This window comes from Leisingera sp. ANG1, from assembly GCF_000203975.2.
Taxonomy (GTDB): domain Bacteria; phylum Pseudomonadota; class Alphaproteobacteria; order Rhodobacterales; family Rhodobacteraceae; genus Leisingera.
In genome coordinates, this window is sequence record NZ_AFCF02000015.1 from 27152 (window position 1) to 49475 (window position 22324).

At 64.1% G+C, this 22324-nt stretch carries 25 protein-coding genes; 12 read left to right on the forward strand and 13 right to left on the reverse strand.

Annotated features, from left to right (window positions below; all coding sequences use genetic code 11):
* The first annotated feature begins 25 nt into the window (after positions 1-25).
* Genes GC1_RS20725 through GC1_RS20740 form a run of 4 tightly spaced genes read left to right on the forward strand, consistent with a single transcriptional unit; the run spans position 26 to position 4365 of the window.
* Entirely contained in the window at positions 26-1189 is a 1164-nt protein-coding gene (locus tag GC1_RS20725; protein WP_019297538.1) for an acyl-CoA dehydrogenase family protein, read from the forward strand.
* A 3-nt stretch (positions 1190-1192) separates the two neighbouring features.
* On the forward strand, positions 1193-1495 hold the full coding sequence (locus GC1_RS20730) for a SelT/SelW/SelH family protein (protein WP_019297539.1): 303 nt from the start codon (positions 1193-1195) through the stop codon (positions 1493-1495).
* A gap of 6 nt (positions 1496-1501) precedes the next feature.
* Entirely contained in the window at positions 1502-3529 is a 2028-nt protein-coding gene (locus GC1_RS20735) for an acetate--CoA ligase family protein (RefSeq protein WP_019297540.1), read from the forward strand.
* 50 nt (positions 3530-3579) lie between these two features.
* The gene (locus GC1_RS20740; protein ID WP_019297541.1) at positions 3580-4365 is read left to right on the forward strand and encodes a carnitinyl-CoA dehydratase; all 786 of its coding nucleotides are present in this window, start codon (positions 3580-3582) and stop codon (positions 4363-4365) included.
* Positions 4366-4591: 226 nt separating this feature from the next.
* Here GC1_RS20740 and GC1_RS20745 read toward each other — a convergent pair whose 3' ends face one another.
* Positions 4592-5227, reverse strand: a complete 636-nt coding sequence (locus GC1_RS20745; protein WP_029204952.1) for a class I SAM-dependent DNA methyltransferase — start codon at positions 5225-5227, stop codon at positions 4592-4594.
* 73 nt (positions 5228-5300) lie between these two features.
* On the opposite strand from GC1_RS20745, the gene GC1_RS20750 reads away from it, so the two are divergent.
* Complete coding sequence (locus GC1_RS20750) at positions 5301-6170, forward strand: SDR family oxidoreductase (protein ID WP_019297543.1); 870 nt, start codon at positions 5301-5303, stop codon at positions 6168-6170.
* Positions 6171-6173: 3 nt separating this feature from the next.
* Positions 6174-6509 (forward strand): hypothetical protein, encoded by a 336-nt coding sequence (locus GC1_RS22565; RefSeq protein WP_193748121.1) that lies wholly within the window; start codon positions 6174-6176, stop codon positions 6507-6509.
* Between the two features lie 18 nt (positions 6510-6527).
* Here the strand turns inward: GC1_RS22565 and dxs are convergent, their stop codons facing one another.
* From dxs to GC1_RS20780, 6 genes are all read right to left on the reverse strand, one after another.
* The gene (gene dxs / locus GC1_RS20755; protein ID WP_019297544.1) at positions 6528-8456 is read right to left on the reverse strand and encodes a 1-deoxy-D-xylulose-5-phosphate synthase; all 1929 of its coding nucleotides are present in this window, start codon (positions 8454-8456) and stop codon (positions 6528-6530) included.
* Positions 8457-8498: 42 nt separating this feature from the next.
* Positions 8499-9383, reverse strand: coding sequence for a polyprenyl synthetase family protein (locus tag GC1_RS20760; protein ID WP_019297545.1), 885 nt, complete (start codon positions 9381-9383; stop codon positions 8499-8501).
* A gap of 3 nt (positions 9384-9386) precedes the next feature.
* Positions 9387-9629, reverse strand: a complete 243-nt coding sequence (locus GC1_RS20765; protein ID WP_019297546.1) for an exodeoxyribonuclease VII small subunit — start codon at positions 9627-9629, stop codon at positions 9387-9389.
* Positions 9626-10552, reverse strand: a complete 927-nt coding sequence (locus tag GC1_RS20770; RefSeq protein WP_019297547.1) for a histone deacetylase family protein — start codon at positions 10550-10552, stop codon at positions 9626-9628. The genes GC1_RS20765 and GC1_RS20770 overlap by 4 nt, the downstream gene beginning before the upstream one ends.
* Before the next feature lie 268 nt (positions 10553-10820).
* A complete protein-coding gene (locus tag GC1_RS20775) occupies positions 10821-11522 on the reverse strand; it encodes a response regulator (RefSeq protein WP_019297743.1) in 702 nt (233 codons plus the stop codon).
* 6 nt (positions 11523-11528) lie between these two features.
* A complete protein-coding gene (locus GC1_RS20780; RefSeq protein ID WP_029204953.1) occupies positions 11529-12032 on the reverse strand; it encodes a MarR family winged helix-turn-helix transcriptional regulator in 504 nt (167 codons plus the stop codon).
* 162 nt (positions 12033-12194) lie between these two features.
* On the opposite strand from GC1_RS20780, the gene GC1_RS20785 reads away from it, so the two are divergent.
* The gene (locus GC1_RS20785) at positions 12195-13061 is read left to right on the forward strand and encodes a branched-chain amino acid aminotransferase (RefSeq protein WP_019297548.1); all 867 of its coding nucleotides are present in this window, start codon (positions 12195-12197) and stop codon (positions 13059-13061) included.
* Positions 13062-13129: 68 nt separating this feature from the next.
* On the opposite strand, the gene GC1_RS20790 is transcribed toward GC1_RS20785, so the two are convergent.
* Both GC1_RS20790 and GC1_RS20795 read right to left on the reverse strand, forming a co-directional pair.
* Positions 13130-13459 carry a cupredoxin domain-containing protein gene (locus tag GC1_RS20790; RefSeq protein ID WP_019297549.1) on the reverse strand — a complete coding sequence of 110 codons (330 nt, stop codon included), beginning with the start codon at positions 13457-13459 and terminating at the stop codon, positions 13130-13132.
* Complete coding sequence (locus GC1_RS20795) at positions 13450-13974, reverse strand: DUF4142 domain-containing protein (protein ID WP_029204954.1); 525 nt, start codon at positions 13972-13974, stop codon at positions 13450-13452. The genes GC1_RS20790 and GC1_RS20795 overlap by 10 nt, the downstream gene beginning before the upstream one ends.
* Positions 13975-14108: 134 nt before the next feature.
* Between GC1_RS20795 and GC1_RS20800 the strand changes: the two genes are divergently transcribed.
* The gene (locus GC1_RS20800) at positions 14109-15089 is read left to right on the forward strand and encodes an AraC family transcriptional regulator (protein WP_019297551.1); all 981 of its coding nucleotides are present in this window, start codon (positions 14109-14111) and stop codon (positions 15087-15089) included.
* A gap of 114 nt (positions 15090-15203) precedes the next feature.
* On the forward strand, positions 15204-15575 hold the full coding sequence (locus GC1_RS20805; RefSeq protein ID WP_019297552.1) for an SPW repeat domain-containing protein: 372 nt from the start codon (positions 15204-15206) through the stop codon (positions 15573-15575).
* 3 nt (positions 15576-15578) lie between these two features.
* On the opposite strand, the gene GC1_RS20810 is transcribed toward GC1_RS20805, so the two are convergent.
* On the reverse strand, positions 15579-16415 hold the full coding sequence (locus tag GC1_RS20810; protein ID WP_019297553.1) for a LysR substrate-binding domain-containing protein: 837 nt from the start codon (positions 16413-16415) through the stop codon (positions 15579-15581).
* A gap of 96 nt (positions 16416-16511) precedes the next feature.
* Between GC1_RS20810 and GC1_RS20815 the strand changes: the two genes are divergently transcribed.
* Positions 16512-17216 (forward strand): SDR family oxidoreductase, encoded by a 705-nt coding sequence (locus tag GC1_RS20815; RefSeq protein ID WP_019297554.1) that lies wholly within the window; start codon positions 16512-16514, stop codon positions 17214-17216.
* Between the two features lie 55 nt (positions 17217-17271).
* Here GC1_RS20815 and GC1_RS20820 read toward each other — a convergent pair whose 3' ends face one another.
* Positions 17272-18207 (reverse strand): DMT family transporter, encoded by a 936-nt coding sequence (locus GC1_RS20820; protein WP_019297555.1) that lies wholly within the window; start codon positions 18205-18207, stop codon positions 17272-17274.
* A 94-nt stretch (positions 18208-18301) separates the two neighbouring features.
* On the opposite strand from GC1_RS20820, the gene GC1_RS20825 reads away from it, so the two are divergent.
* Complete coding sequence (locus tag GC1_RS20825) at positions 18302-19804, forward strand: malonate--CoA ligase (protein ID WP_029204956.1); 1503 nt, start codon at positions 18302-18304, stop codon at positions 19802-19804.
* A gap of 63 nt (positions 19805-19867) precedes the next feature.
* On the opposite strand, the gene GC1_RS20830 is transcribed toward GC1_RS20825, so the two are convergent.
* On the reverse strand, positions 19868-20506 hold the full coding sequence (locus GC1_RS20830) for a cation transporter (protein ID WP_019297557.1): 639 nt from the start codon (positions 20504-20506) through the stop codon (positions 19868-19870).
* A 73-nt stretch (positions 20507-20579) separates the two neighbouring features.
* Here GC1_RS20830 and GC1_RS20835 point away from each other — a divergent pair, with 73 nt between their 5' ends.
* Positions 20580-20996, forward strand: coding sequence for a MerR family transcriptional regulator (locus tag GC1_RS20835; protein ID WP_019297558.1), 417 nt, complete (start codon positions 20580-20582; stop codon positions 20994-20996).
* 77 nt (positions 20997-21073) lie between these two features.
* Here GC1_RS20835 and aroC read toward each other — a convergent pair whose 3' ends face one another.
* The gene (aroC, locus tag GC1_RS20840) at positions 21074-22174 is read right to left on the reverse strand and encodes a chorismate synthase (protein WP_019297559.1); all 1101 of its coding nucleotides are present in this window, start codon (positions 22172-22174) and stop codon (positions 21074-21076) included.
* Positions 22175-22324: the final 150 nt, after the last annotated feature.

Sequence of the window (22324 nt, forward strand, 5' to 3'; positions counted from 1 at the left end):
ACAGATTTGCCGAAGGAAGACCGCCATGCAGTTCGGGATGACCGAAGAACAGTCGATGATCGTTGAGACCACCCGCGCCTTTGTGGAAAAGGAGCTCTATCCGCATGAGGCGGAGATCGAGCGCACCGGCCACCTGGACATGGATGTGATCCGCGACGTGCAGAAGAAGGCAATGGAAGCGGGGCTGTATGCCGCCAACATGCCCGAGGAAGTGGGCGGTGCCGGTCTCGATACCCTGACCTGGCTGATGTATGAAAAGGAACTGGGCCGCGCCAACTATGCGCTGCACTGGACCGGGGTCGCGCGGCCGTCGAACATCCTGCTGGCAGGCACAGAGGAGCAGAAAGAGAAATACCTGTTCCCCTGCATGAAGGGCGAGAAATGGGACTGCCTGGCGATGACTGAGCCGGATGCGGGATCCGACCTGCGCGGCATGAAGGCCAGTGCCCGTCAGGACGGTGACGACTGGATCCTGAACGGCACCAAGCATTTCATCAGCCACGCCGATATTGCTGATTTTGCCATCTGCTTCATGGCAACCGGGGTTGAGGACACACCGCGCGGGCCGAAGAAGAAGATCACTGCCTTCTTTGTCGACAAGGGCACACCCGGTTTCGAGGTGCGCGACGGCTACGGCAACGTCAGCCACCGCGGCTACACCAATGCGGTGCTGGAATTCGACGACTGCCGCCTGCCATCCTCGGCCATTCTGGGCGAGGTCGACAAGGGGTTCGAGGTGGCCAACACCTGGCTGGGCGCCACCCGCCTGCAAGTGGCCGCCACCTGCCTGGGCCGCGCCGAACGGGCGCTGCAGCACTCGATCGAATACGCCGCCGAGCGCAAGCAGTTCGGCCAGCAGATCGGCAAGTTCCAGGGCATTTCCTTCAAGCTGGCCGACATGGCGCTGGAGCTGAAGGCGGCGAACCTCTTGACCTGGGAAGCCGGCTGGAAATTCGACCAGGGCACCGTCACCGAGAGCGACATGTCGATGGCCAAGCTGAAAGCAACCGAAATGCTGGCCTTTGTCGCCGACGAGGCGATCCAGATTCATGGCGGCATGGGCCTGATGGACGAGCTGCCGCTGGAACGCATCTGGCGCGACGCACGGGTGGAGCGTATCTGGGAAGGCACCAGTGAAATCCAGCGGCACATCATCAGCCGCGAGATGCTGCGCGCCGTCGGAGGCTGATCCATGATCCAAACCGGGAAACCCGTAGTTACCATTACCTACTGCATCGGCTGCAACTGGCTGCTGCGGGCGGGCTGGATGGCGCAGGAGCTGCTGCAGACCTTCCAGGACCAATTGGGCGGGGTGACTCTGGTTCCCGGAGATTTGGGCGGGATCTTTGAGATCCATGTTGATAAGGAGCTGGTCTGGGAACGCAAACGGGACGGCGGCTTTCCTGATGTGAAAGAGCTGAAAACCCGCGTGCGCGACCGGATCAACCCTGAACAAGACCTCGGCCATCTGGACCGCGGCAAGACCGGTGAATAAGATCAAATGCAGTCTCTAAACAGGCTTTTCCGCCCGAAAACCATTGCTGTGATTGGCGGCGGCGCATGGTGCCGCCTGGTGATCGAGCAATGCCAGAAGATGGGGTTCGAGGGCACCATTTGGCCCGTCCACCCCAAAGCTGAAGAGGTCGCGGGCCTGCCTGCCTTCAAGGATGCGGACAGCCTGCCGGAGGCACCTGACGCAGCCTTCATCGGCGTGAACCGTTTTGCCACGATCGAGGTGGTGCGGGCGCTGTCGGCGCGCGGGGCTGGCGGGGCAGTGTGCTTTGCCTCCGGGTTCCTGGAGGCTGCGGCCGAGGACGCGGAAGGCGCGGACCTGCAGGCGCAGCTGCTGGAAGCAGCAGGCGGCATGCCGTTCCTTGGCCCCAACTGCTATGGCTTCATCAACTACCTGGACGGCGCACTGCTGTGGCCGGACCAGCATGGCGGGCAGCGGGCAGAAAAGGGTGTGGCACTGGTCACCCAAAGCTCCAACATCGCCATCAACCTGACCATGCAGAAGCGCGGGCTGCCGCTGGCCTATGTGGTGACCGCCGGCAATCAGGCGCAGTCGGGCATTGCCGCGATTGGCGAGGCGTTGCTGGAGGATGACCGGGTGACCGCGCTGGGCCTTCATATCGAGGGTTTTGGCGATCTGCGCGCCTTTGAGGCCCTGGCCGCGCGGGCGCGCGAGCTGGGCAAGCCGGTCATCGCGCTGAAAGTTGGCAAATCAGCTGAGGCCCAGGCCGCAACTGTTTCTCATACCGCCTCGCTTGCGGGCGGTGACGCGGGTGCGGGGGCTTTGCTCTCACGCCTTGGCATTCCGCGTCTGGATGACCTGCCTTCCTTCCTGGAGACGCTGAAATTGCTGCATGTGGCGGGGCGTCTGCCTTCGAACCGCATCGCAACCATCAGCTGCTCCGGTGGGGAGGCAAGCCTGGCTGCGGACACCGGCCATGCGCGGAAGGTGGAGTTCCCGCCTTTGAACGACCGCCAGAAAACGGACCTGCGCGCGGCACTCGGCCCGATGGTGGCGCTGGCAAATCCGCTCGACTATCACACCTATATCTGGCGCGACACCGAGGCGATGACCAAGGCGTTCTCAGCCATGATGGATCCGCAGCTGGCAATGACCATGCTGGTTGTGGATTTCCCGCGCGATGACCGCTGCGATGCCTCGGACTGGGAATGCACCATTCAGGCGGCCATCGGCTCGCGTGAGCGGACTGGCGCCAACGTCGGTCTGGTGGCAACCCTGCCGGAACTGCTGCCGGAGGAAGTGGCGGCCCGGCTGATGGACGCGGGTGTGGTGCCCTTCTGCGGTCTCAGCGAAGCGATTGCCGCCTGCGAGGCGGCCAGCCTGCCGCTGCCGGAAGCGCCTGCGCCGTTGTTGCTGCCAACCCCGGTTGTGGAGCCCGATCTGGTGCCGGAGGCCGAAGCCAAATGGCAGCTTTCCAGCTATGGGCTGCGCACTCCGCGCTCCAAACGGGCGGCTTCGGCCACCAATGCCCGCGCGGTGGCGGTCGACGTCGGCTTTCCGGTGGTGCTGAAGGGCGAAGGTGTCGCGCATAAAACCGAGGCGGGGGCAGTGGCGCTGAACCTGAATTCAGGCCAGGAGGTGAGCGACGCCGCCTTCAACATGCCTGCGGAGCGTTTCTTGGTGGAGGAGATGGTTACTGGCGCGGTGGCGGAGCTGCTGATCGGCGTGGTGAAAGACCCGGCGCACGGGTTTGTCATGACACTGGCGGCGGGCGGCACCTTGACCGAGCTGATGGAGGACAGCGCGTCTTTCCTGCTGCCGGCCTCGGATGCGGAGATTGAGGCGGCGCTGAAATCCTTGCGGGTTTCCAAGCTGCTGGATGGCTACCGCGGCGCCCCGGCGGCAGACCGCGAGGCAATCCTGCGCGCCATCCGTGCAGTTGAGGCCTATGTGATGGAGAACGCGCTGGGGCTGGAGGAGATCGAGATCAACCCGCTTCTGTGCACGCCAAAGGATGCGGTTGCGGCAGACGCGCTGATGCGCCGGAAATACTGAGGCTTCGGCCCTGAAACAGAACGGCATGCCAAATGCCAGGAGGAGACGACATGAGTGAAAGCCCTGTGAAAACCCGCCGCGACGGCGCCATTCTGGAAGTGACTCTGGACCGGCCCAAGGCCAATGCCATTGACCTGGCCACCAGCAAGGTGATGGGCGAGGTATTCCGAGATTTTCGTGACGACCCGGAGCTGCGGGTGGCAATCCTGACCGGCAGTGGGGAGAAATTTTTCTGCCCCGGCTGGGACCTGAAGGCCGCCGCAGACGGTGATGCGGTGGATGGCGATTACGGCGTCGGCGGTTTCGGCGGGCTGCAGGAGCTGCGGGATATGAACAAGCCGGTGATTGCCGCCGTGAACGGCATCGCCTGCGGCGGCGGGTTGGAGCTGGCGCTGTCGGCGGACATGATCATTGCAGCCGATCACGCCACATTTGCGCTGCCGGAAATCCGCTCCGGCACCGTGGCAGACGCGGCCAGCGTCAAACTGCCCAAGCGCATCCCCTACCATATCGCCATGGAGCTGCTGCTGACCGGGCGCTGGTTTGATGCCGAAGAAGCCAACCGTTGGGGGCTGGTGAATGAGATCGTGGCCGCAGATCAGCTGATGGACCGTGCCTGGGAACTGGCAAGGCTGCTCGCCTCCGGCCCGCCGCTGGTTTATGCGGCGATCAAGGAGATCGTGCGCGACGCCGAAGACAGCAAGTTCCAGGATGCGATGAACCGTATCACCCAGCGCCAGCTCAAGACGGTGGATGTGCTTTACGGCTCCGAAGACAACCTGGAAGGCGCCCGCGCCTTTGCCGAAAAACGCGATCCGGTCTGGAAGGGGCGCTGACGCAAAGCTCCCGCCTGCTGCGGGACATCTGAAGATGCCCCTCCGCAGTTGGGCCTGGCGCCGCGCTTCGCGCGGCGTTTTCTTTCCGCTGAGAAGCTCTTGAGGAGCAGGTTTGCTCCTCAAGCAGCCAATTCGAGTTTGTGATCCGGCATCGCCGCCTCAAGGGCAAGCCGCGCGTGCCGCGCGGAGGCTGTGCCTCCCTTGACCCGGCGCTGACGGGGTGGCGCTAAACCTTCTGGAACAGCGCAATAATCGCGGTATCGTCCTTGTGCGCGCCGGAGGCGCGCGGGCCGTAGATGCGCAGCTCCGGCAGAGTCAGGCTTTTGATCCATTGCCCCTGCAGCAGCCTGTCAAAGGCTGCGGCAAATCCCGCCTTTTCATAGAACTTTGCATTCACCGATAGGGCGAACCAGGCATCCGGCGCGGCCACCCGCAGCAGCGCAGGCAACACTTCAGGGCCAAGGTGGCCGTGGGTGAAGGTGCCGGAGGAGACCACCCCGCGGTATGAGCCGCGCGGCACCGGGATGCCCTCCATCAGGTCGGCCTCGATCACGTCGCGGTAGGCGTCCTTGCGCAGCGCCTCGGCCAGCATGGCGGCGCTGATGTCGGTGGCGTCCACAGGCTCAACCCCAAGCGCCCGCAGCGCCTGGCCGCAGAGACCGGTGCCTGCGCCCGCGTCCAGAACCGGGCCTGTTCCCCCGGCGGCGGCAAAGGCCTTGGCCGTCAGTCCGGGCAGCAGGTAGTCCTGCCCGGCAGCAAAATCCTGATCGTAGGAGGTGGCCCATTCCGCGTAGAGCTGCCGTGAATCTTCAGGCGTGCTCAGCGCATAGGCATCGGCCAATCCGGGTGTCTGCTTTTTCATCGGGCCATCAAAGCCGTGCAGGGGATTCGAATCAACCCTTGCGCACCGGGCACGGCCAACGCATCTAGGAGGCATGAGAAAAACGCTGCTTTGTCTTGGATTTGGCTATACCGCCCGGGCGCTTGCCCCGCGCCTGATGGCGGCGGGATGGCGTGTCATCGGCACCTCGCGTGAGGTGGCGGCGGCTGATGGTGTTGAGATGATCACCTGGCCCGGGCAGGACGTGCCGCTGGACGGCGTGACGCATGTGCTGAACTCGATCGGCCCCAATGCGGATGGGGATCCGGTGCTGGCAGCCATGGGGGACCGGATTGCCACCGCGCCTGATCTGGAGTGGGTCGGCTACCTGTCGACCACAGCCGTCTACGGCCACCACGATGGCGCCTGGGTGGATGAAGAGACGCCGGTGAAGCCCACCAGCCAGCGCGGCGACTGGCGCGCCCTGGCGGAGATGCAATGGCAGGCGATCCCCGGCCTGCCGCTGCACATCTTCCGGCTGGCCGGCATCTACGGACCCGGCCGCGGCCCCTTTGCCAAGCTGATGGCGGGCAAGGCGCGGCGGATCATCAAGCCGGGGCAGGTGTTCTCCCGCATCCATGTGGACGACATCGCCCAGGTGCTGGCAGCCTCCATTGCGCAGCCGCGTCCGGGCGCCATTTACAACGTCTGCGACGACGACCCGGCGCCGCCGCAGGATGTGCTGGGCCACGCCGCCGAACTTCTGGGCCTGCCGATGCCGGCCGAGGTGCCCTTTGACGAGGCGGGCATGACGCCGATGGCGCGCAGTTTTTACGGGGAGAACAAGCGGGTCCGCAACCGCCGGATCAAGGATGAGCTGGGGGTGGGGCTGCTCTATCCCACCTACCGCGAGGGTCTTCGGGCGGTGCTGGAGGCAGAGGACATGGAGAGCTTTGTTCCGCCGGCGGAGCCGCCGGGGGTTTAGGGTTTGGGAAGCTGGCACCTTCTGTTTGTTTTCCTGCAGTTTCGCAGGCTGGGGCGGTTGCGTCGGCGATTGAGAGCGGTTTATCCAAACAGCTTGGAAACAATCTGGTCTGATTTGGGTTTCACCAGACGGCTCGATATTGCGTTTTCACCGTCAATTTTTACCGTGGTTTCCGACCGCGCGGCATTGCTGAATCTATTTGTTGCCCGTCAGGATGAGATACAGCCCGCGTGGATGGGAGACAAAACCATTGCGCAGCTTGTCTTTGCTTTGAACAGGCATTGGTCAGCGCCGGGCTATCGGTTGCTTAGCCGGCTGACTGGACTTTCCAGAAACTGACAGGCTGAGAGACTAGGCTTAAGCCCGCTTTTCCCCAATCGTCGCCACGCCCAGAACCTCCAGCACCTTGGCTTCGATCTGCGGCGCGTTCATCGCTGCGGTCTCGTACATATCCGCCGGGCTGGCCTGGTCGATGAAGGTGTCGGGCAGCACCATCGAGCGGTATTTGAGGCCGCTGTCAAAGACGCCTTCCTCTGCCAGGAGCTGCGCCACGTGGGAACCGAAACCGCCCACTGCGCCTTCCTCGATGGTGATCAGAGCCTCGTGGTCCGCGGCCAGCTGCAGGATCAGATTGCGGTCCAGCGGCTTGGCAAAGCGGGCGTCGGCAATTGTCGGGGTGATGCCCTTGGCAGAGAGTGCCTCGGCAGCTTTGCGGACCTCGCCCAGGCGGGTGCCGAAGGACAGAAGCGCCACGCGTTTGCCCTCCTGGATCATCCGGCCCTTGCCGATTTCCAGCACTTCCGGGATCTCCGGCATTTCGACGCCTTCGCCCTCGCCGCGCGGGTAGCGGAATGCGATGGGACCGTCGTCATACGCAGCGGCGGTGGCGACCATGTGAACCAGCTCCGCCTCATCCGCGGCGGCCATCACCACCATGCCGGGCAGGTTGGACATGAAGCCGATGTCGAAGCTGCCGGCGTGGGTGGCGCCGTCGGCGCCGACCAGGCCGGCGCGGTCGATGGCAAAGCGCACCGGCAGCCGCTGGATCGCCACGTCATGCACCACCTGGTCATAGCCGCGTTGCAGGAAGGTGGAGTACATCGCACAGAAGGGCTTCATGCCGCCCGCCGCCAGTGCCGCGGCAAAGGTGACGCCGTGCTGTTCGGCAATGCCGACATCAAAGCAGCGCGAGGGGTAGCGTTCCGCCATCAGGCTGAGGCCGGTGCCATCCGGCATCGCCGCGGTGACGGCGCAGATCTTGTCGTCCTTGGCGGCCAGTTTCACCAGCTCAGTGCCGAAGACCGAGGTGTAGGAGGGCGCGTTGGAGGGGGCCTTCTTCTGCTCGCCGGTCACCATGTCGAACTTGGCAGTGGCGTGGCCCTTGTCGCGGGCGCGCTCGGCGGGGCCGTAGCCCTTACCCTTCTTGGTGAGGACATGGATCAGGATCGGGCCGGTGGCGCGGGCCTTGACGGTGCGCAGGACCGGCAGCAGCTGGTCCATGTCGTGGCCGTCGATCGGGCCGAGGTAAGAGAAGCCAAGTGCCTCGAACATAGTGCCGCCGACCGCCATGCCTTTCAGCATGTCCTTGGCGCGCTTGGCGCCTTCGCGGAAGGGTTCGGGCAGCAGTGAGACTGCGCCCTTGGCAGCGGCTTTCAATTCCTGGAACGGTTCACCTGCATAAAGGCGGGACAGGTAAGAGGACAGCGCGCCGACCGGCGGTGCGATCGACATTTCATTGTCGTTCAGGATCACGAACAGCCGTTTGCCCAGGTGGCCTGCGTTGTTCATCGCCTCAAAGGCCATGCCGGCCGACATCGAGCCGTCGCCGATCACCGCGATGGCGTCGCCGTTGCCCTCGGGGATCACGCCGCCCAGGTCGCGGGCGACGGCAAAGCCAAGGGCTGCGCTGATCGAGGTGGAGCTGTGGGCGGCACCGAACGGATCAAAAGGCGACTCGGAGCGTTTGGTGAAGCCGCTGAGCCCGTCCTTCATCCGCAGGGTGCGGATGCGGTCGCGGCGCCCAGTCAGGATCTTGTGCGGGTAGCACTGGTGGGAGACGTCCCAGATCACCTTGTCGCGCGGGGTGTCGAAGACCGCGTGCAGGGCGGTGGTCAGCTCCACCACGCCAAGGCCGGCGCCCAAATGGCCGCCGGTGACGGAAACCGCGGAAATGGTTTCCTGCCGCAGTTCGTGGGCCACCTGCACCAGCTGCGCATCCGTCAGCCCCTTCAGATCCGCGGGGCGCGTGATCTGGTCCAGAAGCGGGGTCTTGGGCCGGTCGGACATGGTGTCTCCTTGGGCTGCGCCTATTAGCGGCGTGGCGCGGTGTTAGCTGTCGCGCGCAATAACGAAACGCGCGGCTTCCTTCAAGGTTGCGGCGTCTTCACCATAGGGTGACAGCGCGGCACAGGCATCCTCGCAAAGCGACTGTGCGCGGGCTTTTGCCTCTGCCAGTCCCAGCAATGAGACAAAGGTCGCCTTGCCGGCATCGGCATCCTTGCGCACGGCCTTGCCGACCTTGGCGGCATCACCTTCCACATCCAAGATGTCGTCGGCGATCTGGAAAGCAAGGCCGAGGGCGCGTGCGTATTGCCGCAGCGGGGCCAGGTTGCCGCCTGCCAGCACCGCGCCGGCGGTGGCGGACCATTCGATCAGGCAGCCGGTCTTGCGGCCCTGCAGCTTGGTGATTTGTTCGAGTGTAAGCGGTGCGGCCGCAGATTCTGCCGCAATATCCAGCATCTGGCCGGAGACCATGCCGTCCTTGCCGGAGGATTGCGCCAGACTGCGGATCAGCTCCAGTGCATGGGGGCCAACCTTGGGGTCTGCCAGCAGCTCAAATGCAAAGGTTTGAAGGCTATCGCCTGCCAGAACCGCCATCGCCTCGTCCCATTTCTTATGGACCGTAGGCTGGCCGCGGCGCAGGTCGTCGTCATCCATGCAGGGCAGGTCGTCATGCACCAAGGAGTAGGCATGGATGCATTCGATGGCCAGCGCGGCGTCAAGTGCGGCCTCTGCCGCGACCCCATGCAGCCGGGCGCTTTCCAGCACCAGGAAGCCGCGCAGCATCTTACCACCGGTGATGGCATAACGCATCGCGGCGTGCAGTTCGTCACTGCCTGCGAGCCGCAGTTCCATATGCGCGGTGATCTGAGCTTGCGCGTTTTTCAGCGCCTCCGCGAAGGGGCGTGTTTGGGTGTCTGCGGCGGCACTCATGGCTCAGCCGGCGTCCAATGGCTGGGTGCCCTTGGGGGTGCCGTTGGCATCCAGGGTGATGGCGGCGACCTTTTCTTCGGCGCGCTTCAGCTCGTCCTCGCAGCGTTTCTTCAGCGCCGCGCCGCGTTCATAGAGCGCGATCGAGGCATCCAGCGCCACGTCGCCGCGCTCCAGCTGGTCCACCACGCCTTCCAGCTCGCGCATCGCCTGTTCAAAGCTCATCTGGTCTACGGGGGTCTCAGTCATGCCGGTGCCTTCATCAATTCTTCCACATGCGCGCGGGTTGCCGCGGACAGCGCGTTCAGATCATATCCGCCTTCCAAAGTCGAGACGATACGGCCCTGGCACAGCTCACTGGCAAGTTTGCCCAGTTCGGCGGTGATCCAGGCGAAATCGGCGGTGGCCCAGTTGAGGCTGGCCAGCGGGTCGTCCTGATGGGCGTCAAAGCCGGCGGAGATGATGATCAGCTCCGGTTTGAAGGCGCGCAGGCGCGGGAAGGCCTGGCCCTCATAAGCCGCCTGCATTTCCGCCCGGCCTGATCCCGGCGGCAGCGGCATGTTGAGGATCTGGCCGTGGGCGCCGTCCTCATCCGGGCGGCCGGAGCCGGGCCACAGCGGCATCTGCTGGCTGGTGATCACCAGCGCGCGCGGCTCGTCCCACAACAGGTCCTGAGTGCCGTTGCCGTGGTGGACGTCGAAGTCCACCACCGCAACGCGGCTGAGGCCATGGTGATCAAGCGCGTGCTTGGCCGCCAGCGCGGCGTTGCCGAACAGGCAAAAGCCCATGGCCGTGTCTGTTTCGGCGTGATGGCCCGGCGGGCGCACCGCGGCAAAGGCGTTCTGCACCTCGCCGCCCAGCACCATGTCGACACCGCGTACCACGGCCCCCGCAGCGCGGAAGGCGGCGTCGAGGGAACCGGGGGAAAGGAAGGTGTCTCCGTCGATCTGTGCCCAGCCCTCTGCCGGGGAGGCCTTGCGCAGGTCCGAGAGGTAGCCGGCGGGGTGGGTGCGCAGGATGTCATCCTCGGCGGCCATCGGTGCTGTCACCCGCTTCAGGTCCAGCGGCTCCAGCGCGTGCAGGATGTGTTCCAGCCGGGCGACCCGTTCGGGGTGGCCTTCGGGCGTCACGTGATTGAGGCAATCCGCGTGGGTGATCAGGGCGGTGGTCATGGGCGCGTTCCTCCGGCTGCGGGGCTTGGCGCGACCCTAGGGGGCGGGGGGCTGTGGCTGCAAGGGGAATCGGGGGGTGGCATGCGTGCACCGGGCGTGCACCCCCTGTGCACCGGCGCGGTGCTGCTTGACCGGACTGGAGGGGGCGCTGCCCCGGCCCTGGCGGAGTGGGGCTCTGCCCCGTTCGGCCCTGAAACCGTCCCCCGGACGGTTTCCAAGACGGGCCTCACCCCCCGGTATATTTTGGGCAAGAGGAAGGCGGGCCGGGTTAATCCGGCGCCAGCATGTAGCCCGCGCCGCGGACGGTTTGAAGGTATTGCGGCTGTTTCGGGTTCGGCTCGATCTTGCGGCGCAGGCGGGTGATCTGCACGTCCACCGCGCGTTCCTGCGCCTGGCCGCGGTCGCGGCCCAAATCCTCGACCAGCTTGGTGCGGGAGACCGGCTCACCCGGCTGGGCGGAGAAGATCTTCATCAGCTGGCTTTCGGTGCCGGTCAGGCGGATCAGCTCATCGCCCTGCCACATCTCGCCGCGTTCGATGTCATAGCGGATGCTGCCCAGATGCAGCACCTTGGGCGCGGCCTCTTGTGCAACCGTGTCCGGCATCCGCCGCAGGATCGCGTTGACGCGCAGCAGCAGTTCCTTGGGTTCAAAAGGTTTGGGCAGGTAGTCATCCGCCCCGGCCTCGAAACCGGCGATCCGGTCCTCGGTCTCGCCCTTGGCGGTCAGCAGCAGGATTGGGGTGCTCATGGTTTCGCGCAGGGAGCGGGTCAGCGACACACCGTCCTCGCCCGGCATCATCACATCCATGACGATCAGGTCGAAATCCAGCCCCGCCAGCACCCGGCGGGCATGGGCGGCGTCGCGGGCAGCGGTCACCAGAAAACCGGAGCGCATCAGGAATTTCTTCAAGAGGCCGCGGATGCGTTCGTCGTCATCGACGATCAGCAGATGAGCGTCATGGGTGGTCATGCCTGATCAGTCCCGCAGCTTGGCGTAGGCGCGGCGCATGTCTGCGTCCATCATCGCCTCAAGCACTGTCTTGAAGCCCTGCACCGCCTCGGGGCCTGCGTCCTTATACGCAGCACGCATCCGGGCGCGCTGGGCATCGGACAGCGTCGCCTCCAGCGCTGCGCCCTGGTCGGTCAGGTAGAGGTGGCGTTCGCGTTTATCGAGCTCCCCCACCTTGGAGATCACCAGCCCGTCGCCGATCAGCGTGCGCAGAACCCGGTTCAGCGACTGTTTGGTCACGCCCAGGATGCTGAGAAGGTTGTTCACCGTGGTGCCTGGCGAGCGGTTGATGAAGTGGATCGCCCGGTGATGCGCCCGGCCATAGGACATCTCGGCCAGGATCCGGTCCGGATCGGCGGTAAAGCCGCGGTAGGCAAAAAACATTGCCTCGATCCCCTGACGCAGCTGCTCATCTGTCAGAAACAGCAGGCTTTCGCCGCTGTATCCCTGCCCTGTCCGGCCCTCAGGCATGTGGTGCCCCCTCGTCTGTATTACCGGCCAGTTTATGTCAGTGTTGTTGACATTCCAAGGGTGAAGATGTATCGAATCGCAGCTTTGGCGCAAGATTGTGTCCGGTTCGGCCTTAACTTGCGCAATAAATGAAAATCACCGCAGAAATCAGGAGGGTGCGGCATGGCTGGTTACGACGACCGCGACGGTGTGATCTGGATGGATGGGGAGCTGGTCGACTGGCGGGATGCCAAGGTGCATATCCTGACCCATGCGATGCACTACGCCTCCTCTGTGTTTGAGGGCGAGCGCGCCTATAACGGCAAGATCTTCAAAAGCCGCGAACATTCCGAGCGCCTGATCGCGAGCGCAGAAGCGCTGGACATGCCGATGCCCTATAGCGTCGATCAGATCGAGGCGGCCAAAGAAGAGGCGCTGAAAGCCTCCGGCCTGCAGGACGCCTACGTCCGCGCGCTGGTCTGGCGCGGTTCGGGTGAAGACATGGGCGTGGCGTCAGCCAAGAACCCGGTGCGGATGGCGGTCGCGGTCTGGGGCTGGGGCGCCTATTACGGCGACGCCAAGATGAAGGGTGCCAAGCTCGACATCGCGGAATGGAAGCGCCCGAGCCCGGAAACCATCCCGGTTCACGCCAAGGCGGCGGGCCTCTACATGATCTGCACCATTTCCAAGCACAAGGCAGAGGCCAAGGGTTGCTCTGACGCGCTGTTCATGGACTGGCGCGGCTATGTGGCGGAGGCGACCGGCGCCAATGTGTTCTTTGTGAAGGACGGCGAAGTGCACACGCCGCTGGCCGATTGCTTCCTCAACGGCATCACCCGCCAGACCGTGATCCAGATGCTGAAGGACAAGGGCATCACCGTGCATGAGCGCCGCATCAAGCCGGAAGAGATGGAAGGCTTTGAGCAGTGCTGGCTGACCGGCACCGCCGCAGAGGTCACCCCGGTCGGGCAGATCGGCGACTATACCTTTGAGGTTGGTGACCTGACCCGCGAGATCGCCGAAGACTATGAGGCGCTGGTCCGCGCCTGAGGCAGATCACGACCTGCACAGAAGATACGGGCGTCCCGATGCGGGGCGCCCGTTTTCGTTGCAGCCTGTCACGCTGTGACGATCACTTGCGCTTTCATCTTTGGATGGAAGGCGCAGAAATAGGCATACGTCCCCGGTGTATCAAAGGTGAGCGTGGCAGACCCGTTCCTTTCCAGTTCGCCTGTGTCCCACAGATGATTATCTTCAGTCGCCGTATGCGGGGCAATGTCCTCATTCACCCACTCGACACGCTCTCCAGCCTTTATAGAGACTGTTTTTGGGTCAAAGGCGAACTTCCGGATACGGACCCGGACTGGTGGTGCGGCCGCTGCGGGCAAGGCTGCTGCGGCCGCCGTCAGTCCGCCCGCTGCGATCAGCCGCCGCCGTGTCAGCCGCATTGGAGATTGCTGACCATCTGTTCCGCATGGCCTTCGTGCACCTTGAATGTCGCCAGCGCATCCGTCAGCAGCTCTTTGAGCGGCGCAACCGTGACTGCCGGGATAAAGCTGTCCTCGACGGTCTTGTTGACAACCTGATGGTAGCCCAGCTCATTTTGGGCATAGGCGCAGTCGAAGGCGTTGCCGGAGAGGCCCATCAGCTCTGCCCGCTTGTCCGCGGCCCCCTTTACCAGGGCACGGCTGAGGTCGTTGTCCTGAGGCGTGACGTTCAATTCGGTGATCAGGTCAACTGCAGCTGAGTTGACCGCGGAGTGGTCGCGGATCATGGTTTCAGCAAAGCTGCGCACGTCGGCATTCTCAGATACCGCCAGTGCGAGATGGGCATAGCGTATGTCCAGCTGGCCTGCAGTATAGGCGGTATGGGCGATTTCGAGGTCATTCATCGGCTCTGCGGCATGGGCCGGCAGGACCACGGCGCCAGCGAGAACAGCGGCGGAAAGCAAACGGAATGTCATCTTGCGACTCCTTGTTTTGTCAGTCCCACCTTGATCCGTGAAAACGCTGTGGCGTTGAATGCGTGATAGGCCGAAAGATATTGCAGATCGTCCAGCACTCTGGACGCGTGGCACCGAAGGGGTATCCTCCTGCCATGCTGGATCTGTTAAGCGACATTCTCACGCGGCTTTCCCTGAAGGGGACGCTCTATTTCCGCACCTCGTTCACGCCGCCGTGGGGGGTGCATGTGCCGTCCTTCCAGAATGTGGCGCGGTTCCATTTTGCCCATCGCGGTGAATGCCTGGTGCATCTGCCGCAGACCGGTGACACGATCCGGCTGGCGCAGGGGGATCTGGTGGTGATCCCGCATGGGGCGGAACATATGCTGTTTTGCTCCACCACTGGCAAAGAGGCAGTCCTGACGCTGGAGCGGGTGCTGGAGCTGTCCGGGTATCAGGGCGAAGGCGTGCTGGTTTACGGCGGGGATGAGGACGACCGGGATACGCAGCTGATTTGCGGGCATATTTCTTATGGCGCGCAAGGGCATACCGGTGCCGGGCATATGCTTTTGGACCGTTTGCCGCCCTATATGCATATTCAGGACTATGGCGAAGCCCGCGGTGCCTGGCTGGAGGCAACGTTGCGGGTCATTGCCGCGGAAGCCGGGCAGGCGCGCATGGGCGGTGACCTGATTGCGCTGAAAATGTCCGAGGCGATCTTTGCGCAGGCGATCCGGGTGCATCTGGAAAGCCTGACGTCGGATGACAGCGCCTTGGCCGGTTTTGCGGACCCCCGGCTCCACCGCGCCTTGACGGCGTTTCACAAGAATCCGGCAGCAAACTGGTCGGTGGAGGACCTGGCCCGGACGGCGGGAATGTCGCGGACCGGGTTCGCCCAAACCTTTACTGCCAAGATGGAGGTGACGCCGATGCAGTATCTTACGTCCTGGCGGATGCAAATTGCCTGCCAGGGGCTGGCGGAGCAGGGATTGAATGTCGCCGACGCGGCGGAACTGGCGGGCTACGCCTCCGAAGCTGCGTTTTCCAGGGTGTTCCGCAAGCAGGTTGGCCTCTCTCCGGCGGCGTACCGGCAGAAGCATGCCAATGTCGATTTTTCCGATACGTCGCACATGTGAACGATCTGCAAGGTTTCTTGTCTTAACTAGAGTTATTCGTTCCTGATTTTAAGTCCAATCTGGGTTCATGGCCGCAATACCTGCGGCCCTGGCAACCAGAAAAGGACCTGACCCATGCCCTTCCGTTTCGTAACCCGCACCATCCACGCATACCTAGATTACCCGGTGGCCATTGCCCTGATGGGGCTGCCGTTCCTGCTGGGCCTCGGGGAAAGCAATCCGCTGGCGCTGTGGCTGTCGGTGGCAACCGGCATCGCCGCCTTTGCGCTGACGGTGCTGACGGACCATCACCTCGGCCTGATCCGGGTGCTGCCTTACAAGCTGCATCTGACGGTTGACCTGATTGTTGGCCTCACCTTTCTGGCGGCGCCTTTTGTCTTTGGCTTTGCCGGGCTGGATGCGGCCTTCTACTGGCTGAATGGCGCGGCGGTTGTTGCTGTGATCTCGCTCAGCGCGCCGGAAGAGGCTGAGGCCGCCTCTGCCTGAATGTTATTGGCGCAGCAGCCAGTCCACCACCGTCTTGGCCCGGCCCTGAGTGCTGGGCCAAAGCACGTAAAAGCCCTGATCCCCCAGCCGCGGCGCCTGCCACAGCTCTGACAGCGGCTGGCTGCCCAGGAAAATGCGGGGCACAAGGGCGATGCCCTGCCCGTTCATTGCCGCGTCCATCGCCAGCGCCGTCTGGTTGAATTGCAGCACCCGGCCCGTGGCCGTGAGCCCGTGCTGCCGCAGCAGAAGGTCCCAGTGGTGGTGCCCGTCCTGGATCAGCGTGTGCTGCGCCAGATCCGCCAGTTCGGGAGAATCTCCTTTTGTTAGAGCCGAACCCTGGCGTGCCACTGCCACCAGGTCCACCAGCGACAGCAGCGCAGAGTTCAGGCTGCTTTCCTGCGGCTTGCCGCCCTGGCGGATGGCGATGTCGATGCCGTCGCGCTTGAAATCCGTAAGGCTTTCCTCGGCCACAACCCGCAGATCGATATCGGGGTGGCGGGCCTCGAATTCCGGCAGCCGGGGCACCAGCCATTTCGAGGCAAAGGAAGGCGGCACCGACAGCGTCACCCGCTGCACCGCAGGCGCCAGCTGGTCTGTGGCCTCGCGGATCAGCATCAGCGCCTGCCGGACCGGCGCGTGATAGCTGCGGCCTGTATCCGTGAGGGTCAGCCCGCGGGCGTGGCGGTGGAACAGCTTGTGGCCCAGATCGGCCTCCAGCCGCCGCACCTGCTGCGCCACTGCGCCCTGGGTCAGGTGCAGCTCCTCCGCCGCGCGGCCGAAGTTCAGGTGGCGGGCGGCGGCATCGAACATCCGCAGGGCGTTGAGGTTGGGCAGGCGCATCAGGTTCCAGCCAGTAGTTTTCCTACAGTCTGGCGCGATGAGACATGATTGGTCAAGCGCGGCCTGAACCGCCATCTTGGAGGCAAGCAAAGGAGTATGGACATGACCAAGGTTGCTCTCTTCACCGCCGCGGGCAGCGGCATGGGCGCGGATGCCGCCCGCCACCTTCATTCGCAGGGCTATGAGGTCGCGATCCTGTCGTCCTCCGGCAAGGGCGAGGCGCTGGCGCAGGAGCTGGGCGGGGTGGGCCACACTGGCTCTAATTTGGAGCAATCCGATCTGCAGGCGCTGGTGGACAAGGCAATGGATCGCTGGGGGCGGATTGATGTGCTGGTCAACTCGGCCGGCCACGGGCCCAAGGGCGATATCCTGGAGATCAGCGACGACGACTGGCATCTGGGGATGGAATACTACCTGATGAACGTGATCCGCCCGGCGCGGCTGGTGGCGCCCATCATGGCGGCGCAGGGCAAGGGGTCGATCATCAACATCTCCACCTTTGCGGTGTTTGAGCCGGACCCGCTGTTCCCGACCTCCGGTGTGTTCCGGGCCGGGCTGGCGAGCTTTGCCAAGCTGTTTGCCGACAAGTTTGCAGGCCAGGGCGTGCGGATGAACAATGTGCTGCCGGGCTTTATCGACAGCCTGCCGGAGACTGAAGACCGCAAGGCCCGCATTCCGATGGGGCGTTATGGCACTGCGCGCGAGGTGTCTGCGCTGGTGGCCTATCTGGCCTCGGATGATGCGGGTTATACCACCGGGCAGAACATTCGCGTGGACGGCGGTTTGACCCGCGCAATCTGAGCCGGGCTGATTGGGAAGCAGGCCCAGCTGTCGGAAAACTCCTTGGTAGAGCCTGTTATCCGCCTTTTGGGTCGATCAGCGGCTTGGCCTTGCCGCGCCGCAGGCCCAGCCGGTGCTCGCGCCAGATCACCAGCACATTGCCGGCAATCACCAGTGCGGCGCCGGCCAGCATCACCAGCGTCGGCCATTCATCGAACCAGACGTAGCCGATCACGATGGCAAAGATCATCGAGGCATAGTCATAAGGCGCCAGCATCGAGGCGGGCGCAAAGCGGTAGGAGGAGGTGACCAGGATCTGTGCCACGCCGCCGACCAGCCCGGCGCTGACCAGCAGCGCGGCGGTCTGCGCATCCGGCATCACCCAGCCGAAAGGTGCCGTCAGCAGCGCCAGGGCCGAGGCGGTCAGCGAGAAGTAGAACACGATGGCCGCGGTATGCTCCGACTGCACCATGCGGCGGATGTGAATCTGCACAAAGCCGCGGGCCACGGTGGCCCCGACCACCAGCAGCACCCCCAGCATGGCACCATCGCCCAGATCGCCGCCCAGGCGCGGCCAGATCATGATCAGAACGCCCAGAAGGCCGATGGCGACGGCGCTGATCCGCACCAGCCGGATGGTCTCGCCCAGAAACAGTGCCGCCAGGAGCAGCGTGAAGATCGGTGTGGCATAGCCGATGGCGGTGACCTCCGGCAGCGGCAGCAGCGCCAGCCCCATGAAGGTCATGCCCATCGCCGAGGTGCCGACCAGTCCGCGCCACACGTGAAACATCGGCTTTTTGGTGATCAGCCCGTGCCGCAGTTCTCCGCGCGCCGCCAGCCAGGCCACGATCACCGGAATGGCAAAGAAGGAGCGGAAGAACACGGCCTCGCCCGCGGGGACGGTTTCCGAGGTGGCCTTGATGATCCCGGACAATGCGGTGAACAGCGCAATGGCGGTCACTTTCAAGAGGACCGCCAGCACAGGCCGATGCGATGTTAAGGATTTTGCCATGGCGCGACCCTGCGCCCAAGCGCCGCAAAGATCAATGGCTTGATTTTGGCTGGCCAAGCCGCGCAAATGGCGCCGCCAGATGAAGGAGCCGCCGATGTATGACGCCAACCACTTGATCCGCCAGCTGCGCGAGTCCTCGCTGGGGCGCGAGGAGGATGTTTTTGCCCGGCTCCCGGAGGGCGGCACGGTCACCTTCGGCGCGCTGTTTGCCGGCGCGGAGCGGATGGCGGCAGCCTTGGCGGCCCAGGGGGTGCAGCCCGGCGACCGGGTGGCGGTGCAGGTCCAGAAAACCATCCAGGCGATTGAGCTGTACCTTGGCACGGTGATGGCGGGCGGCATCTTCCTGCCGCTCAACACCGCCTATACCGGGCCGGAAGTGGCTTATTTTGTGGGTGACGCCTCTCCGCGCGTGGTGGTCTGTGACCCAGCGAGGCTGGAAGAGATCAGCGCCATTGCAGGCGCGGCGCAGGTACTGACACTGGATGCCGCCGGGCAGGGCAGCTTGCGGGATCTGGCGGACGGGCAGGGCGGCTTTGATCCTGTGGCCCGAAAGGCGGATGATCTTGCGGCGATCCTTTATACCTCCGGCACCACCGGGCGCTCCAAGGGTGCGATGCTGAGCCATGACAATTTGGCCTCCAACTCGCTGACGCTGAGGGATTGCTGGCGGTTCACCAAGGACGACGTGCTGATCCATGCGCTGCCGATCTTCCACACACACGGGCTGTTTGTGGCAACCAATGTGGCGCTGTTTGCCGGCGCCAAGGTGGTGTTTCTGCCGGGGTTCGATGCCGATGCCATTCTTAACGCGATGCCGGCGGCGACCGCGCTGATGGGGGTGCCGACCTTCTATACCCGGCTGCTGGCTGACGCGCGGCTGACCAAGGAACGCGCCGCCAAAATGCGGCTTTTCATCTCCGGCTCCGCACCCCTGCTGGTCGATACCCACGAGCAATGGGAGGCCCGTACCGGGCACCGCATCCTGGAACGCTACGGGATGACTGAAACCAATATGAGCACGTCGAACCCCTATGACGGAGAGCGCCGGGCCGGCACTGTCGGCTTCCCGCTGCCGGGTGTTGAGGCGCGGGTGATGCGGGACGGGGCTGAGGTGCCGGCCGGAGAGATCGGCGTGCTGGAGGTGCGCGGGGCCAATGTGTTCCAGGGCTATTGGCAGATGCCGGAGAAAACGGCGGAGGAGCTGCAGCCGGATGGCTGGTTCATCACCGGCGACATGGCAAAGATCGACGCTGACGGTTATGTCACCATTGTCGGGCGCGAGAAGGATCTGATCATCACCGGCGGATTCAATGTCTATCCCAAGGAGGTGGAGAGCCTGATTGATGACCAGCCCGGCGTGCTGGAAAGCGCCGTCATTGGCGTGCCGCATCCCGACTTTGGCGAGGCAGTGGTGGCGGTGGTTGTGCCGGAAGGCAAGGGCACCAGCGCTGAGGCGATCAAGGCGGCTCTGTCCGGGCATTTGGCCAAGTTCAAGCAGCCCAAGGAGATCATCCTGCTGGAGGCCTTGCCGCGCAACACCATGGGCAAGGTGCAGAAGAAAGCCCTGCGCGAGGCATACGCAGGGCTGTTTGGTTAAGCTCTGTTCCGTCCGGCCGAAAGGCCGGACTGCGCCCGCCAAGGCAGGCGCAGCCCTAAGCACTTAGTGCGTGTGCGCTTCTGCGTGTGCCTCTTCCTCGCGCCACTCCCGCACCGCCTGGACCAGGATCTGGAAGGCAGAGCTCAGGAACAGGCCGCCCATGATGCCGGCCACGATGAGGTCCGGCCAGCCGGTGGCGGTGCCCCAGACCCCCAGGGCGGCAATCATCACCGCCACATTGCCGATCGCATCATTGCGCGAGCAGAGCCAGACCGAGCGCACATTGGCGTCCCCGTCCTTGTAGCGCGCCAGCAGCATGACCGAGATCAGGTTGGCCGCCAGCGCCATGAAGCCGATAACCCCCATGATCTGCGCCTGCGGCACGCCGACGTAAAACACCTGGTACACTGTGGAGCCAAACACCCAGGCGCCCATCAGCAACAGGCTGATGCCCTTGCCCAGGGCCGCCAGCGCGCGGGTGCGCAGGGTGGCGCCGATCACCGCCAATGAGATGCCATAGGTCAGCGCGTCACCCAGAAAATCCAGCGCGTCCGCCTTCAGCGCCTGGCTGCCGGACATTTGGCCCGCGCCCATTTCCACCGCGAACATGCCGGCGTTGATGGCGATCACCAGCCAAAGCCTGCGTTTGTAGTCGTCCGACACCCCGTCGAACCTTGCGTTGTGATTGCAGCAGCCTGCCATTGCTCTTGTCCTCATTCCTGATTCGATATCAATGTAGGGCCTCTAGTCACTAGAGCATCAAGAGGTCATTGCGATGTTTTCCATCGGCCAGCTGTCCAAGGCCACCGGCGTCAAGGTGCCAACCATCCGCTATTATGAGGAAATCGGCCTGCTGCCGCAGCCGGGCCGCAATGCAGGTAACCAGCGGCGCTACGGGCAGGACGGCATGGAGGCGCTGGGCTTCATCAGACATGCCCGCGACCTTGGGTTCTCGCTGGAGGACATCAAGGTGATGATGTCGATCGAGGGACAATTGGGAGAGGATTGCTCAGAGGTGCACCGCATCGCCGAGGCGCAGCTGAATGCGGTGCGGGCGCGGATAACCAGGCTGGAGCGGCTGGCGGGGGAGCTGGAGCGCATCACCCATCTGTGCGGCCACGGTCAGGGCGGAGATTGCAAGGTGCTGTCGGCGCTGGGCGATCACGGGCAATGCGGCAGCGACCACGGCTGAGGAACGAAAAAGGCGAAGCCTGCATCTGCACGCTTCACCCTTGAGAATGCGAATTGGCGCTTATTAGAGCCTTACCTTCAGCCAATCCGGCCCTGGTTTTCGCCGATCTGGCCGCGATGCAGCAACAGGTGATCGAGGATCACGCAGGCCATCATTGCCTCGGCCACCGGCACCGCGCGGATGCCGACACAGGGGTCGTGGCGGCCCTTGGTGATCACTTCGGTGGCGGAGCCGTCCTTGCGGATCGACTTGCGCGGGGTGAGGATTGACGAAGTGGGCTTCACTGCAAAGCGCACCACCACATCCTGCCCGGTGGAAATCCCGCCAAGGATGCCGCCGGCGTGGTTCGAGGAATACTCCGGCCCGTTTTCACCCATGAAAATCTCATCGGCGTTTTCCGAGCCCTTGAGGCGCGCGGCATTCATGCCTTCGCCGATCTCGACGCCCTTCACGGCGTTGATCGACATCATCGCGGCGGCCAGATCGGTGTCCAGCTTGCCATAAACCGGCGCGCCGATGCCTGCGGGGACACCCCGGGCAACAACCTCAACCACGGCGCCAACGGAATCATGCGCCTTGCGCAGGGCCTGCAGGTAGTCTTCCCATTCCTGCACTGCGCCAGCGTCGGGGATCCAGAAATCATTTTGTTCAATCGCGTCCCAGTCAAAGCGGCTGCGGTCGATCTCCAGCTCGCCCATTTGGGTCATGTAGCCCTTGATCTCCAGCCCCGGCACCAGTGCCTTGATTGCTTCACGTGCAACACCGCCTGCTGCTACCCGCGCCGCGGTCTCGCGCGCCGAGGAGCGGCCGCCGCCGCGGTAGTCGCGGTTGCCGTATTTCTGGAAATAGGTGATGTCGGCGTGGCCCGGGCGGAAGGTCTGGGAAATCTCGCCGTAGTCCTTGGAGCGCTGGTCGGTGTTCTCGATCATCAGCTGGATCGGGGTGCCGGTGGACATGCCGTCGAACACGCCGGAGAGGATCTTCACCGCGTCCGGCTCATTGCGCTGGGTGGTATTCTTGTTCTGGCCCGGGCGGCGCTTGTCCAGCCACTGCTGCAGCATTTCCGGCTCCAGCGGCACGTTCGGCGGGCAGCCGTCGACGGTGGCGCCTAGCGCGGGCCCGTGGCTCTCGCCCCAGGTGGTGACGCGGAAGAGGTGTCCAAAGCTGTTCATCGACATGAGGCGCGGTCTCCTTTGCGGGACGTGCTTAGCGGGCAGGGGCCTGTGCCTCAAGCGGATTCCTCTGCGGCAAAGGGCACAGGGGGCGCTGCCCCCGCCGCCTAGGGCGGCTCCCCCGGGATATTTTCCGCCAGAAGAACATGGGATCGG